The organism is Streptomyces liliifuscus (genome assembly GCF_016598615.1).
GTDB classification, from domain to species: domain Bacteria; phylum Actinomycetota; class Actinomycetes; order Streptomycetales; family Streptomycetaceae; genus Streptomyces; species Streptomyces liliifuscus.
Genome location: NZ_CP066831.1, coordinates 8,606,847 through 8,621,383 on the forward strand (window position 1 = coordinate 8,606,847; position 14,537 = coordinate 8,621,383).

Sequence of the window (14,537 nt, forward strand, 5' to 3'; positions counted from 1 at the left end):
CTTCGGACGTGCGGTGGGCGTGCGGCTTACTTCTCGTCGAGCAGGCCCTGCACCTTGTTCCGTACCTCGTCCGTCGCGAGGCCGCGGATCGTCAGCGTCGTACGGCGGCGCAGCACGTCGTCCGCCGTCTCGGCCCACTCGTTGTCACGCGCGTACACGACCTGCGCCCAGATCTCGGGAGCGTCCGGGTGGACGCGCTCGGCCAGCTCCGGGTTGTCGTTGGCCAGCCGCGCGATGTCGAAGGCCAGCGAACCGTAGTGCGTGGAGAGGTGCCTGGCCGTGTCGGCCGCCATGCGCGGGCCGGGCGCAGGACCGTCGACCAGCAGCCGGTGCGCGACCGCGCGCGGGTTGGCGACACCCGGCAGCGGCAGCTTCTTCGGCAGCTCGGAGATCGGCTCGAAGTCCTCGCCGAGCGGACGGCCCGGCAGCGACTCCAGCTTCTTCATCACCGTACGGCCGATGTGCCGGAAGGTCGTCCACTTGCCGCCCGCGACGGACAGCATCCCGCCACGGCCTTCCGTGACGACCGTCTCCCGCTTGGCCTTCGACGTGTCGCCCGGACCGCCGGGCAGCACGCGCAGACCCGCGAAGGAGTACGTGATCAGGTCACGGGACAACTGCTGGTCGCGGATGGAGAACGCGGCCTCGTCCAGGATCTGGGATATGTCCTTTTCGTTGACCGCCACGTCCGCCGGGTCGCCCTCGTACGACTCGTCGGTCGTGCCGAGCAGCAGCATGTCCTCCCAGGGGAGGGCGAACGTGATGCGGTACTTGTCGATCGGGGTCGCCAGCGCGGCCTTCCAGGGGGAGGTGCGCTTGAGGACCAGGTGCGCGCCCTTCGACAGCCGGATGGAGGGCGCCGCGTGCTCGTCCTCCATCTTCCGCAGGTGGTCGACCCACGGCCCGGTCGCGTTCAGCACCAGGCGCGCCGACACGCCGAACTCGTCACCGGAGAGCGTGTCCTTCAGCTCCGCGCCGGTCACCCGGCCCCGGGTGAAGCGCAGGCCGGTGACCGTGGCGTGGTTGAGCACGGTGGCACCGGACTCGACGGCCCCGCGGACCGTCATCAGCGCCATCCGGGAGTCGTTCATCTGGTCGTCGCCGTACACGGCCACGGCCTTGAGGTTGTCCGTGCGCAGCTCGGGCACGTCCTGCGCGGCCTTCGACGGCGAGAGCAGGTGCCCCACGCCGTCACCGAAGGCCGACAGCGCCGAGTACGCGAAGACACCCGCGCCCAGCTTCGCCGCGCCGTGCGGCCCGCCCTTGTACACGGGGAGGTAGAACGTGAGCGGATTCGCCAGGTGGGGAGCCACCTGACGGGAGACCGCACGGCGCTCGAAGTGGTTCTCCGCCACCAGCTTCACCGCGCCGGTCTGCAGATAGCGCAGACCGCCGTGGAGCAGCTTGGAGGAGGCGGAGGAGGTCGCGCCGGCGAAGTCGCCGGCGTCGACCAGGGCCACCCGCAGGCCCGACTGTGCGGCATGCCAGGCGGTGGAGATGCCCAGAATCCCGCCACCGATCACCAGGAGGTCGTATGTCGCCTTGGACAGCTGCTCCCGGGTCTCGGCACGGCTCACTGCCTTGAAACCGTAGGCGGCGGAGCCGTTGGCCGGGTGCGTCCCAAGAGCCGGGACACTCTGCAGGGTGGTCATTGCGAATTACTCCTCGTCAGCGTCGTCTTCGAGCCAGCCCATGGTCCGCTCGACGGCCTTGAGCCAGCTCTTGTACTCACGGTCGCGGGTCTCCGCGGCCATGTTCGGGGTCCACTCGGCGGCCCTGCGCCAGTTGGCGCGCAGGTCCTCGGTGTTGGTCCAGAAGCCGACGGCGAGACCGGCGGCGTAGGCGGCGCCGAGGCAGGTGGTCTCGGCGACCATCGGGCGCACCACGGGGGCGTCCAGGACGTCGGCCAGGGTCTGCATCAGCAGGTTGTTGGAGGTCATGCCGCCGTCGACCTTGAGGGCCGTGAGCTCGACGCCGGAGTCCTTCGTCATGGCGTCGCTGATCTCACGGGTCTGCCAGGCCGTGGCCTCCAGGACGGCGCGCGCGATGTGCGCCTTGGTGACGTACCGGGTCAGACCGGCGATCACACCGCGGGCGTCGGGACGCCAGTACGGGGCGAACAGACCGGAGAAGGCCGGCACGAAGTACGCGCCGCCGTTGTCCTCGACCGACAGCGCGAGCGTCTCGATCTCGGCGGCGGACTTGATCAGGCCCATCTGGTCACGCATCCACTGGACGAGCGAGCCGGTGACGGCGATGGAGCCCTCAAGGGCGTAGACCGGCTTCTGCTCGCCGATCTGGTAGCCGACGGTGGTCAGCAGCCCGCTGTAGGAGTTGATGAGCTTGTCACCGGTGTTCATCAGCATGAACGTGCCGGTGCCGTACGTGGACTTGGCCTCGCCCTCGGAGAAACAGGTCTGGCCGAAGAGGGCCGCCTGCTGGTCGCCGAGCGCGGAGGCGACCGGGATGCCGCCGAGCAGGTCGCCCAGCTTGCCGCCGGTGATCTCGCCGTAGACCTCGGCGGAGGAGCGGATCTCGGGCAGCATCGCCAGCGGGACACCGATGGACTCCGCGATCTTCGGGTCCCACTGCATGGTGTGCAGGTTCATCAGCATCGTGCGGGAGGCGTTGGTGACGTCGGTGACGTGCCGGCCGCCGTTCACACCGCCCGTCAGGTTCCAGATGACCCAGCTGTCCATGGTGCCGAAGAGGATGTCGCCGGCCTCGGCGCGCTCACGCAGGCCCTCGACGTTGTCGAGCAGCCAGCGGGCCTTCGGACCGGCGAAGTACGACGCGAGCGGCAGGCCCGTCTCGCGGCGGAAGCGGTCCTGGCCGACGTTGCGGCCGAGCTCCTTGCAGAGCGCGTCGGTGCGGGTGTCCTGCCAGACGAGCGCGTTGTGGACGGGCTCACCGGTGTTCTTGTCCCACAGCAGCGTCGTCTCGCGCTGGTTGGTGATGCCGATGGCCTTGATGTCGTCGCGGGTGATGCCGGCCTTCTCGATGGCCGAGGCGACGACCTCCTCGACGTTGGTCCAGATCTCGGTGGCGTTGTGCTCGACCCAGCCCGGCTTCGGGAAGATCTGCTCGTGCTCCTTCTGGTCGACGGAGACGATGCGTCCGTCGCGGTCGAAGACGATGCAGCGGCTGGAGGTGGTGCCCTGGTCGATGGCGGCGATGAACGGGCCGGTGCCGTGGGAATGCGTGGCGGCGGTGTGCGCGTCGGTCACGGTGTGCTCCTGAAAGTCCGTGGATAAGGGGCTGGCTTACGGCGTATTGCTCTCGGCTCCGAGCCGGCGTACGTCCCGTACCGGACGTACGCCGACTCCGAGCGGTCGTACGGCTCTAAGCAAAAGCGACGTTGTAGAGGCCTGCGGCGATCGCTCCGCCGATCAGCGGACCGACGACCGGGATCCAGGCATAGCTCCAGTCGGACCCGCCCTTGTTGGGCAGGGGCAGGAGGGCGTGCACGATACGCGGGCCGAGGTCACGGGCCGGGTTGATGGCGTACCCCGTCGGACCACCGAGGGAGAGGCCGATGCTGACGACCACGAGGGCGGTGATCAGCGCGCCCAGGGTGCCGAGACCCTTGCCGCTGTCGTTGAGACCCTGTGTGAGGACCGCGAGCACCAGCACGACCGTGCCGATGATCTCCGTGGCGAGGTTCTGCCACGCGACCCGGACCTCCGGGCCGGTGGAGAAGATGCCGAGCACCGGGCCGGCCTTGGCCTCCCGGGCCTCCACGGACTTGGTGTCCTGCGCACCGGGACCGCCCACGATCTCGCGGTCGGTGAGGTGCGCGTGGAACTGCCCGTAGTAGGCGACCCACACCAGCGCCGCGCCGATCATGGCCCCGAGGAGCTGGCCCGACCAGTAGGTCAGGACATTGCTCCAGGCGTCGTCCTTGATGGCGATCGCGAGGGTCACGGCCGGGTTCAGATGGGCACCGGAGAGAGGCGCCGAGGTGTACACGGCGGTCAGTACCGCGAAGCCCCACCCGAAGGTGATGGCGAGCCACCCGGCGTTGCGTGCCTTGGAGGCCTTCAGCGTGACGGCGGCACAGACACCGCCGCCGAGCAGGATGAGTATGGCGGTACCGATGGTCTCGCCGATGAAGATGTCGGAGCTGGACACCCGCGACTCCTTTGTCCTTCGTCCAGGGGAAGCCGAACCCCGGGTCCCTCCGGTGGTTCGCGACCTCAGGTGAGGTCGTTGCGGCCCTTGGCGTTGTCACACTCTAACGCGTATTGCCGGTAGGTGTTCGACAATGCCGACCGATGGACGCGAGTCTCGCTCTCCCGTTACCAGCTCGTCAAGGCTTCCGTTGTCGAAAACGCGATCGTTATTCATTGCCGTGAAACATCGATCTTGGAACGGCCGCATACCGCGTGCGAGCTGGCACGTTCTGTTGCCGCGGGGGCATGTCAAAGGGCCGGTACGTCGTCGACGTACCGGCCTTGTTTCCGTGCGAAGTGCCCGCGAACCTCAGAACCGCCCGGCGCCCAGATCCCGGGACACCGCGCGGGCGCAGTCACGGACGGCGGCGATCAGCTCGGGGCGCAGCTCGCCGTCCTTGCACACGCGCTCCACCGCCCCCGTGACGCCCACCGCGCCGACCGGCATCCGCCGCTGATTGTGAATGGGCGCGGCCACCGAGGCCACGCCCGTCCAGGTCTCCTCCACGTCGGCCGCGTACCCGCGCGCGCGGGTGAGGTCGAGGACGGTCTCGAACGCGTCCGCCGCGCTTATCGTGCGGACCGTGAACGCCTTGCGCTCGGCCTCCAGGACCTCGCTGTGCGCCACCGGGTCGTAGGCAGACAGGACCTTGCCCAGCGCCGTGGAGTGCAGCGGCTGCATGGCCCCGACCTCCAGCACCTGCCGGCTGTCGTCGGGCCGGAACACGTGGTGCACGATCAGCACGCCCTGCTGGTGCAGGACCCCGAGATAGACGCTCTCGCCGCTCGACCGGGCCAGGTCGTCGGTCCACACCAGGGCGCGCGCCCGCAGCTCGTGCACGTCGAGATACGTGGTGCCGAGGCGCAGCAGTTCGGCGCCCAGCTGGTAGCGCCCGGACGCCGCGTCCTGCTCGACGAAGCCCTCCTGCTGCAGCGTGCGCAGAATGCCGTGGGCCGTACCCTTGGCCAGGCCGAGCGACGAGGCGATGTCCGACAGGCCGAGCCGTCGCTCGCCGCCCGCGAGCAGCCGCAGCATCGCGGCCGCCCGTTCGAGCGACTGGATGTTCCGTGCCATCGCCGTCCTGCCCTCCGTCCCCTTGGACCGTCGGTCGGCGCTTCGCTGCCACCGTTCGGCAATGTCGAACACTACCGGTCGTCGTCGATGTCCCGCTAATGGGTGGCAGTGATGTGTTGCAGCGAAGTGTTGCGGCCGCAACACCCCGGTGCCGTCGGCCGCGTCCCCACCACGGATCACACAAGCCCCACCGCAGGTCGCGTGCGTGTCGCCCGTCCGCCCCGTGGACTCCACTGACCAAGGCGCACGCCGCGGGCTACCCTTGCGGCGTGCGCCTTCCATGAGAAGCGCAAAGCCGACAGCCGTCGCACTTCAGGGAGCATCTTCCATGGCCTCGTCGCCTAACCCGTCCCTCTCGTCCTCCTCCGCCTACAGCAGGACCCGAACCGATGCCCTCCGCGAGGCGCTCGCCACCCGCGTGGTGGTGGCCGACGGTGCGATGGGCACGATGCTGCAGGCACAGGATCCGACGATGGAGGACTTCGAGAATCTCGAAGGCTGCAACGAGATCCTGAACCTCACGCGCCCGGACATCGTCCGATCCGTCCACGAGGAGTACTTCGCCGTCGGCGTCGACTGCGTGGAGACCAACACCTTCGGCGCCAACCACGCGGCCCTCGCCGAGTACGACATCGCCGAGCGCGTCTTCGAGCTCTCCGAGTCGGGTGCCCGCATCGCCCGCGAGGTCGCCGACGAGTTCACCGCCTCGACCGGGCAGCAGCGCTGGGTGCTCGGCTCCATGGGCCCCGGCACCAAGCTGCCGACCCTCGGCCACGCCCCGTACACCCTGCTGCGCGACGCCTACCAGCGGAACGCGGAGGGCATGATCGCCGGCGGCGCCGACGCGCTGCTCGTGGAGACCACCCAGGACCTGCTGCAGACCAAGGCGTCGGTCATCGGCGCCCGCAAGGCCCTGGACACCCTCGGCGTCGACCTGCCGCTGATCGTCTCGGTGACCGTCGAGACCACCGGCACCATGCTGCTCGGCTCGGAGATCGGCGCCGCGCTCACCGCGCTGGAGCCGCTCGGCATCGACATGATCGGCCTGAACTGCGCCACGGGCCCCGCCGAGATGAGCGAGCACCTGCGCTATCTGGCCCGCCACTCCCGCATCCCGCTGTCCTGCATGCCGAACGCGGGCCTCCCCGTCCTCGGCAAGAACGGCGCCCACTACCCGCTCACGGCACCCGAGCTGGCCGACGCCCAGGAGACCTTCGTACGCGAGTACGGCCTCTCCCTGATCGGCGGCTGCTGCGGCACGACCCCCGAGCACCTGCGCCAGGTCGTCGAGCGCGTCCGGGACCTGACGCCGACCGCGCGCGACCCGCGCCCCGAGCCCGGCGCCGCCTCGCTCTACCAGACCGTGCCGTTCCGCCAGGACACCGCGTACATGGCGATCGGCGAGCGGACGAACGCCAACGGCTCGAAGAAGTTCCGCGAGGCCATGCTGGACGGCCGCTGGGACGACTGTGTGGAGATGGCCCGCGACCAGATCCGCGAGGGCGCGCACATGCTCGACCTGTGCGTCGACTACGTGGGCCGCGACGGCGTCGCCGACATGGAGGAGCTGGCCGGCCGCTTCGCCACCGCCTCCACCCTGCCGATCGTGCTCGACTCCACCGAGGTCCCCGTCATCCGGGCCGGCCTGGAGAAGCTCGGCGGCCGCGCGGTCATCAACTCCGTCAACTACGAGGACGGCGACGGCCCCGAGTCGCGCTTCGCGAAGGTCACCGGGCTCGCGCAGGAGCACGGCGCCGCGCTGATCGCGCTGACCATCGACGAGGAGGGCCAGGCCCGCACCGTCGAGCACAAGGTCGCCATCGCCGAGCGCCTGATCGAGGACCTGACGGAGAACTGGGGCATCCACGAGTCGGACATCCTCATCGACACCCTGACCTTCACGATCTGCACCGGTCAGGAGGAGTCCCGCAAGGACGGCATCTCGACGATCGAGGCGATCCGCGAACTCAAGCGCCGCCGCCCGGACGTACAGACCACCCTCGGTCTGTCCAACATCTCCTTCGGCCTCAACCCGGCCGCCCGTGTCCTGCTCAACTCGGTCTTCCTCGACGAGTGCGTCAAGGCGGGCCTCGACTCGGCGATCGTGCACGCGTCGAAGATCCTGCCGATCGCCCGCTTCGACGACGAGCAGGTCAGCACGGCCCTCGACCTGATCTACGACCGTCGCGCCGAGGGTTACGACCCCCTCCAGAAGCTGATGGCGCTGTTCGAGGGCGCCACCACCAAGTCCCTGAAGGCGGGCCGGGCCGAGGAACTGGCCGCGCTGCCCCTGGACGAGCGGCTCAAGCGGCGCATCATCGACGGCGAGAAGAACGGACTGGAAGCCGATCTCGACGAGGCACTCCAGACCCGCCCCGCCCTCGACATCGTCAACGAGACGCTCCTCGACGGCATGAAGGTCGTCGGTGAGCTGTTCGGTTCCGGCCAGATGCAGCTGCCGTTCGTGCTCCAGTCGGCCGAGGTCATGAAGACCGCCGTGGCCCATCTCGAACCGCACATGGAGAAGACCGACGACGAGGGCAAGGGCACCATCGTGCTGGCCACCGTCCGCGGCGATGTCCACGACATCGGCAAGAACCTCGTCGACATCATCCTGTCCAACAACGGCTACAACGTCGTCAACCTCGGCATCAAGCAGCCCGTCTCCGCGATCCTGGAGGCCGCCGAGGAGCACCGCGCCGACGTCATCGGCATGTCGGGCCTGCTGGTCAAGTCCACGGTGATCATGAAGGAGAACCTGGAGGAGCTCAACCAGCGCAAGATGGCAGCCGACTACCCCGTGATCCTCGGCGGCGCGGCCCTCACCAGGGCGTACGTCGAGCAGGACCTGCACGAGATCTACGAGGGCGAAGTCCGCTACGCCCGGGACGCGTTCGAGGGCCTGCGCCTGATGGACGCGCTGATCGCGGTCAAGCGCGGTGTGCCCGGCGCGAGCCTGCCCGAGCTGAAGCAGCGCCGGGTCAGGGCCACCCCCCAGACGGTCGTCGAGGAGCGCCCCGAGGAGGGCTCGGTCCGCTCCGACGTGTCCATCGACAACCCGGTTCCCGAGCCGCCGTTCTGGGGCACCCGCGTCATCAAGGGCATCCAGCTCAAGGAGTACTCCTCCTGGCTCGACGAGGGCGCGCTCTTCAAGGGCCAGTGGGGCCTCAAGCAGGCGCGCAAGGGCGACGGGCCGACGTACGAGGAGCTGGTGGAGACCGAGGGCCGGCCGCGGCTGCGCGGTCTCCTCGACCAGCTGCAGACGGGGAACCTGCTGGAGGCGGCCGTCGTCTACGGCTACTTCCCGTGCGTGTCCAAGGACGACGACCTGATCCTCCTGGACGAGCAGGGCAACGAGCGCACCCGCTTCACCTTCCCGCGCCAGCGCCGTGGCCGCCGGCTCTGCCTGGCCGACTTCTTCCGGCCTGAGGAGTCCGGCGAGACGGACGTCGTCGGCCTCCAGGTCGTCACCGTCGGCTCCCGCATCGGCGAGGAGACTGCCAAGCTCTTCGAGGCGAACGCCTACCGCGACTACCTCGAACTGCACGGTCTGTCCGTGCAGTTGGCCGAGGCCCTCGCCGAGTACTGGCACGCGCGCGTGCGTTCCGAACTCGGCTTCGCGGGGGAGGACCCGGCCGACGTCGAGGACATGTTCGCGCTCAAGTACCGCGGCGCCCGCTTCTCCCTCGGCTACGGCGCCTGCCCCGATCTGGAGGACCGCGCCAAGATCGCCCGCCTCCTGGAGCCCGAGCGGATCGGCGTCCACCTCTCCGAGGAGTTCCAGCTCCACCCGGAACAGTCCACGGACGCGATCGTGATCCACCACCCGGAGGCGAAGTACTTCAACGCCAGGTAAGCGCCCTGCAGGGGCGCGGGGCTGTGACATTCTGCGGCTCCGCCGCGTGGGCGCGAGCAACCACCACGGGCCCGCGGCCGCCAACGTGCCGCGGGCCCCATTACAGGAGGCACTTCTCTCGACGGCGACGTACACTTGTCGGTCCAGTGCAGGCCGGTTCCCCGGGAGGGAACCGGCCTTCTCGTCCCTACACGGAGGTGCGCCTATGACCAGTACGGTCCCCGCACTAGGTACCCAAACGGCCGAGGGCTCCGCCCTCCAGGCCGTACTCCTGGACATGGACGGCACCCTGGTGGACACCGAGGGCTTCTGGTGGGACGCCGAGGTGGAGGTGTTCGCCAGCCTCGGCCACACCCTCGACGACTCCTGGCGCCACGTGGTCGTCGGCGGCCCCATGACCCGCAGCGCGGGCTTCCTCATCGAGGCCACCGGCGCGGACGTCACCCTCGCCGAGCTCACGGTGCTGCTGAACGACGGGTTCGAGGACCGGATCGGCCGCGCCCTGCCGCTGATGCCGGGCGCCGCGAGGCTCCTCGCCGAGCTGGCCGCGCACCGGATCCCCACGGCCCTGGTCTCCGCCTCGCACCGGCGCATCATCGACCGCGTCGTGACCTCGCTGGGCCCTCAGAACTTCGCCCTGACGATCGCGGGCGACGAGGTCGAGCGCACCAAGCCGTTCCCCGACCCTTATCTGCTGGCGGCCGCCGGTCTGGGCGCGGATCCGGCCAGATGCGCGGTCATCGAGGACACGGCGACGGGCGTCGCCGCGGCCGAGGCGGCGGGCTGCCACGTCGTCGCCGTACCGTCCGTCGCGCCCATCGCTCCGGCGGTCCGGCGTACCGTTGTTCCGTCCCTCGAACAGGTTGACCTGTCTTTTCTACGGGGTCTGATGACGGAAAAGCGCTAATCCTTCACCCAGGGTGAATGATTGAATGCCGGAAAAACTACGTGGTCACGGCACCGGAGTAATTCGATCCTCTTCCGTGTGTCCCGGGTGGCCGAATTCGAGTGCTTCCTCACATAGTTGAGGATGTGACGTTCGACACGCCCCGGGCCGTCGACAAGCCGACTCGGTTGTGTTTCGGAAGCCCTTTCGGTCCGGTTCGACGCGTCCTTGTGTCCCGATTCATGGAACGCTGCACCAATCCTTCCGCTGTCGGGTTTTCGGTGCGTCCACACCCGGTTTCGCAGCGTGATGGGAGCTCAACTCCGGTACCTGCGAACGGTCCTGCTGGTGCGGACTAATCTCATCGAGACATCGCCGTAACCCCCGTGACCCCCACCGCCGCAACCCGGCCTGCCGGGTTAGCGGGATCGACAGCTCTGGAGAACTTCGAGCATGAACCGTAAGACTTTGGTGCTGCCGGCCGTGATCGGTCTGCTCGCCCCGGTCCTCGCCGCGTGCGGCGGTTCCGACAGCGGGGACAACGGCGGCGACGCCATCGTCGTCGGCACTACCGACCGGTTCACCGCCTCGAAGGAGGACCCGGCGCCGCTCGACCCGGCCTCCGCGTACGACGTGGGCACCTGGAACATCCTCCGCCAGACCGTCCAGACACTGATGGTCATGCCCAACGGCGGCGGCGACCCGGCTCCGGAGGCGGCCGAGGAGTGCGGCTTCACCGACTCGGGCAACGAGCGGTACGCCTGCACCCTGCGCAAGGACCTCAAGTTCTCCAACGGTGAACCGATCACCGCCGAGGACGTGAAGTTCTCCATCGACCGCGCGATGCAGATCAAGGCGGACAGCGGTGTGTTCGCCCTGCTGTCCACCATCGACACCGTCGAGACCAAGGGCGACCGAGAGGTGATCTTCCACCTCAACAGCGCGGACGCCACCTTCCCGTTCAAGCTGTCCACGCCGGTCGCGGGCATCGTCAACCCCGACGACTACGACAAGAACAAGCTGCGGGACGGCTTCGAGGTGAACGGCTCCGGGGCGTACACCCTCAAGGCCGAGGTCAAGGACGACGTGATCGTCAAGGCCGTCTTCACCAAGAACCCCAACTACCAGGGGACTTCGGAGCTGAAGAACGACAAGGTCGAGCTGCGCTCCTTCGAGAGCGCCGACGCCATGGGCACCGCGCTCGACAAGGGCGACATCGACATGATGACCCGCACCATGTCGCCCGCGCAGATCAAGAAGCTCCAGAACGACAAGGGCACCGACGTCGACCTGATCGAGCAGCCCGGCCTGGAGATCCGCTACCTCGGCTTCAACACCAACGACCCGTCGGTGAAGACGAAGGCGGTCCGTCAGGCGATGGCCCAGGTCATCAACCGCGGCGAGCTCACCTCGCAGGTGTACGGCTCCGGCGCCGACCCGCTGTACTCGATGGTCCCGGCCACCGTCACCGGTCACGCCAACTCGTTCTTCAACAAGTACGGCGACCCGAGCATCCCCAAGGCCAAGGACCTGCTGGCCGCGGCGAACATCACCACACCGGTGAAGCTGACGCTGCACTACACGGACGACCACTACGGACCGGCCACCAAGGACGAGTTCGAGCTGCTGCAGAAGCAGCTGAACGACAGTGGCCTGTTCAAGGTGAGCATCAAGGGCGAGAACTGGTCGACCTTCCGCCCGAACGAGCAGAAGGGCGACTACGAGGTCTACGGCATGGGCTGGTTCCCGGACTTCCCCGACGCCGACAACTACCTCGCGCCGTTCCTCGACAAGGACAACACCATCGGCTCGCCGTACGCGAACCCGGAGATCCGCACCAAGCTGATCCCCGAGTCCCGCCGCGAGGCCGACCGGCTCAGCGCCTCGAAGAGCATCGAGGAGATCCAGAGCATCGTCGCCGACGACGTCCCGGTTCTGCCGCTGTGGCAGGGCAAGCAGTACATCGCCACCCGGGACGACATCACCGGCGCCGAGTACGCGCTCAACTCCTCGGCGACGCTTCAGCTGTGGGAGCTCGGCCGCGGCGTCGGCGGCTGAGCCCGAGGCGAGGGCGACCGACCGGACCGGGCGGCCCAGCCGGAAGCGACGGCTGCCGACCGGACCAGAGACAGACCAACGACAAGGCACAAGCTCGTGAACATGCGCACCAAGTGGCCGGTCCTGCCCGTCGTGGCGGGACTGTCCGCCGGCCTGCTGACGGGATGCGGCTCGGAGTCGGGAGGCTCCGGGGGAAGTGACTCCGACGTCGTCATGGGAATGACGGACGACGTCCTGGCCACGGATCCCGCCTCCGGCTACGACCCCGGCTCCTGGCTCCTCTTCAACAACGTCTTCCAGTCCCTGCTCAGCTTCCCCAAGGGCGGCACCGAGCCGGAGCCGGAGGCCGCCAGAGAGTGCGGGTTCACGGACACCGAGGCCAGGGTCTACCGGTGCACCCTGCGCGACGGGCTGAAGTTCAGCAACGGTGACGACCTCACCTCGCAGGACGTCAAGTTCTCCTTCGACCGCATGATGAAGATCGACGACGGCGCCGGGCCCGCGATCATGTTCCCCATGCTGGACAAGGTGGAGGCGCCGAACGACAAGACGGTCGTCTTCAGGCTCAAGGTCTCCGACGCCACCTTCCCGAGCAAGATCGCCTCCGGTGCCGGTTCGATCGTCAACCGCCGGGAGTACTCGGCGGACGGGCTGCGCGAGGACGGCAAGGCCGTCGGCTCGGGCCCGTACAAGCTGGAGTCGTTCGGCGAGGACGAGGCCGTCTTCTCGGTGAACGAGAACTACAAGGGCAACGCCGAGACACAGAACGACGGCGTGACCCTCAAGCTGTTCCACGGCGACCAGGCCGGCCTGAAGAAAGCCGTCCTCGACGGCCGGGTCGACGTCGCCTACCGAGGTCTCGCCGCCGAGGACATCGCGGAGATCGAGGCGGACACCACCGGCAGCCAGGAGATCGACGTCGTCGAGGGCTCCAGCGCCGAGGTGCAGCACCTGGTCTTCAACATGAAGGACCCGGTGGCGGGCAAGCAGGGCGTCCGCAAGGCCATCGCCCATCTGCTCGACCGCGACGCCCTCATCAAAGAGGTCTACGAGAACACGGCGACCCCGCTGTACTCGATCATCCCGGCCGGCATCACGGGCCACAACACGGCCTTCTTCGACACCTACGGCGCCCGCCCCTCGCGCGCCAAGGCCGAGGCCGCGCTGCTGGAGGACGGCATCACCGACAAGGTGAAGCTGACCCTCTGGTCGACGCCGACCCGCTACGGCCCCTCCACCGACCAGGAGTTCAGGGCGATCGCGGGGCAGCTCAACGCGAGCGGCCTGTTCGACGCGACCGTGAAGTCCGTCGCGTACGACAAGTACGAGAAGGACATCGAGGCGGGCAAGTACGGCGTGTACGTGAAGGGCTGGGTGCCGGACTACCCGGACCCGGACAACTTCACGGCCCCGTTCTTCGGCGAGGGCAACGTGCTGGGCAACAACTACACGAACAGCACGGTCACCGGGCGGCTCATCCCCGAGACCGCCGCCCAGAGCGACCGCGCCTCGACCGAGCCGCAGTACGGCGAGCTCCAGGACATCGTCGCCGACCAGGTCCCGATCATCCCGGTCTGGCAGGCCAAGCAGTACGCGGTCGTCCGCGACAGCGTGTACGGCCTGGAGAACTGCCTCGACGCGTCCACGGTGTTCCGCTTCTGGGAGATCAGCAAGGACTGAGCCCGTCCGCGTACCTCCGCCGCGCACACGCAGAACGGCCGCCCCCCTCATTCGAGTTGTCCGAGGGGGGCGGCCGTTTCTCCTGTCACAGGTCCGTGGCGGGGGCGCTCACTGCGCGCCGGGGCGCACCAGACCGCTCTCGTACGCGTACACCGCGGCCTGCACGCGGTCGCGCAGCCCCAGCTTGGTGAGGACGTGGCCCACGTGCGTCTTCACCGTCGTCTCGCTGACGAACAGATCGGCGGCGATCTCCGCGTTCGACAGACCGCGGGCCACCAGCTTCAGCACCTCTACCTCGCGCTCGGTGAGCGTGTGCAGAGTGTCCGGCACCGGCTCGTCGCCCGAGGGCAGATGGCTCGCGTACTTGTCGAGGAGCCGACGGGTGATGCTGGGCGCGAGCATGGCCTCACCGGAGGCCACCACCCGGATCGCCTGCACCAGTTCGTTGGCGGGGGCGTCCTTCAGGAGGAAGCCGCTGGCGCCGGCGCGCAGTGCCTCCACCACGTACTCGTCGAGGTCGAAGGTCGTCAGGACCAGCACCTTCGCCGGACCGTCCCGACCGGGGCCGGTGATCTGACGGGTCGCCTCGACCCCGTCCATCCGCGGCATACGGATGTCCATCAGAACCACATCGGGCTGCAGGGCCCGTACCTGATCCAGTGCCTGGAGACCGTCACCGGCCTCGCCGACGACCGCGATGTCCTGCTCGGCCTCCAGGATCATCCGGAAGCCGGTACGCAGCAGCGGCTGGTCGTCGACCAATAGGACGCGGATGGCCACGTAAGTCTCCTTCGTTAGTCCGGCCCCATT

Annotated in this window: 9 protein-coding genes; 4 read left to right on the forward strand and 5 right to left on the reverse strand. The window is 68.5% G+C overall.

Translation table 11 applies throughout. From position 1 onward, the window contains the following. Positions 1-26 precede the first annotated feature (26 nt). The 4 genes from JEQ17_RS37120 to JEQ17_RS37135 all read right to left on the reverse strand — a co-directional run bounded on the left by JEQ17_RS37120 (position 27) and on the right by JEQ17_RS37135 (position 5,247). Entirely contained in the window at positions 27-1,652 is a 1,626-nt protein-coding gene (locus JEQ17_RS37120) for a glycerol-3-phosphate dehydrogenase/oxidase (RefSeq protein WP_200399339.1), read from the reverse strand. Positions 1,653-1,658: 6 nt separating this feature from the next. After that, positions 1,659-3,227 carry a glycerol kinase GlpK gene (gene glpK, locus JEQ17_RS37125; protein WP_200399340.1) on the reverse strand — a complete coding sequence of 523 codons (1,569 nt, stop codon included), beginning with the start codon at positions 3,225-3,227 and terminating at the stop codon, positions 1,659-1,661. A gap of 115 nt (positions 3,228-3,342) precedes the next feature. After that, positions 3,343-4,131 carry an MIP/aquaporin family protein gene (locus JEQ17_RS37130; RefSeq protein WP_189840026.1) on the reverse strand — a complete coding sequence of 263 codons (789 nt, stop codon included), beginning with the start codon at positions 4,129-4,131 and terminating at the stop codon, positions 3,343-3,345. Positions 4,132-4,482: 351 nt separating this feature from the next. Then, positions 4,483-5,247 (reverse strand): IclR family transcriptional regulator, encoded by a 765-nt coding sequence (locus JEQ17_RS37135; RefSeq protein WP_200399341.1) that lies wholly within the window; start codon positions 5,245-5,247, stop codon positions 4,483-4,485. Positions 5,248-5,575: 328 nt separating this feature from the next. Between JEQ17_RS37135 and metH the strand changes: the two genes are divergently transcribed. The 4 genes from metH to JEQ17_RS37155 all read left to right on the forward strand — a co-directional run bounded on the left by metH (position 5,576) and on the right by JEQ17_RS37155 (position 13,727). Then, complete coding sequence (gene metH, locus JEQ17_RS37140) at positions 5,576-9,103, forward strand: methionine synthase (RefSeq protein WP_200399342.1); 3,528 nt, start codon at positions 5,576-5,578, stop codon at positions 9,101-9,103. 205 nt (positions 9,104-9,308) lie between these two features. Beyond that, positions 9,309-10,010, forward strand: a complete 702-nt coding sequence (locus tag JEQ17_RS37145; RefSeq protein WP_200399343.1) for an HAD family hydrolase — start codon at positions 9,309-9,311, stop codon at positions 10,008-10,010. A 432-nt stretch (positions 10,011-10,442) separates the two neighbouring features. Then, a complete protein-coding gene (locus tag JEQ17_RS37150) occupies positions 10,443-12,047 on the forward strand; it encodes an ABC transporter substrate-binding protein (RefSeq protein ID WP_200399344.1) in 1,605 nt (534 codons plus the stop codon). A gap of 96 nt (positions 12,048-12,143) precedes the next feature. Continuing rightward, complete coding sequence (locus JEQ17_RS37155) at positions 12,144-13,727, forward strand: ABC transporter substrate-binding protein (protein WP_200399345.1); 1,584 nt, start codon at positions 12,144-12,146, stop codon at positions 13,725-13,727. Between the two features lie 108 nt (positions 13,728-13,835). On the opposite strand, the gene JEQ17_RS37160 is transcribed toward JEQ17_RS37155, so the two are convergent. Beyond that, complete coding sequence (locus JEQ17_RS37160; protein WP_055613352.1) at positions 13,836-14,507, reverse strand: response regulator; 672 nt, start codon at positions 14,505-14,507, stop codon at positions 13,836-13,838. Positions 14,508-14,537: the final 30 nt, after the last annotated feature.

What these genes read in the sequence shown, in the direction of transcription:
- JEQ17_RS37120 (WP_200399339.1), bottom strand. Translation starts at nt 1,652, where the DNA reads ATGACCACCCTGCAGAGTGTCCCGGCTCTTGGGACGCACCCGGCCAAC.
- JEQ17_RS37135 (WP_200399341.1), bottom strand. Translation starts at nt 5,247, where the DNA reads ATGGCACGGAACATCCAGTCGCTCGAACGGGCGGCCGCGATGCTGCGG.
- metH (WP_200399342.1), top strand. Translation starts at nt 5,576, where the DNA reads ATGGCCTCGTCGCCTAACCCGTCCCTCTCGTCCTCCTCCGCCTACAGC.
- JEQ17_RS37145 (WP_200399343.1), top strand. Translation starts at nt 9,309, where the DNA reads ATGACCAGTACGGTCCCCGCACTAGGTACCCAAACGGCCGAGGGCTCC.
- JEQ17_RS37150 (WP_200399344.1), top strand. Translation starts at nt 10,443, where the DNA reads ATGAACCGTAAGACTTTGGTGCTGCCGGCCGTGATCGGTCTGCTCGCC.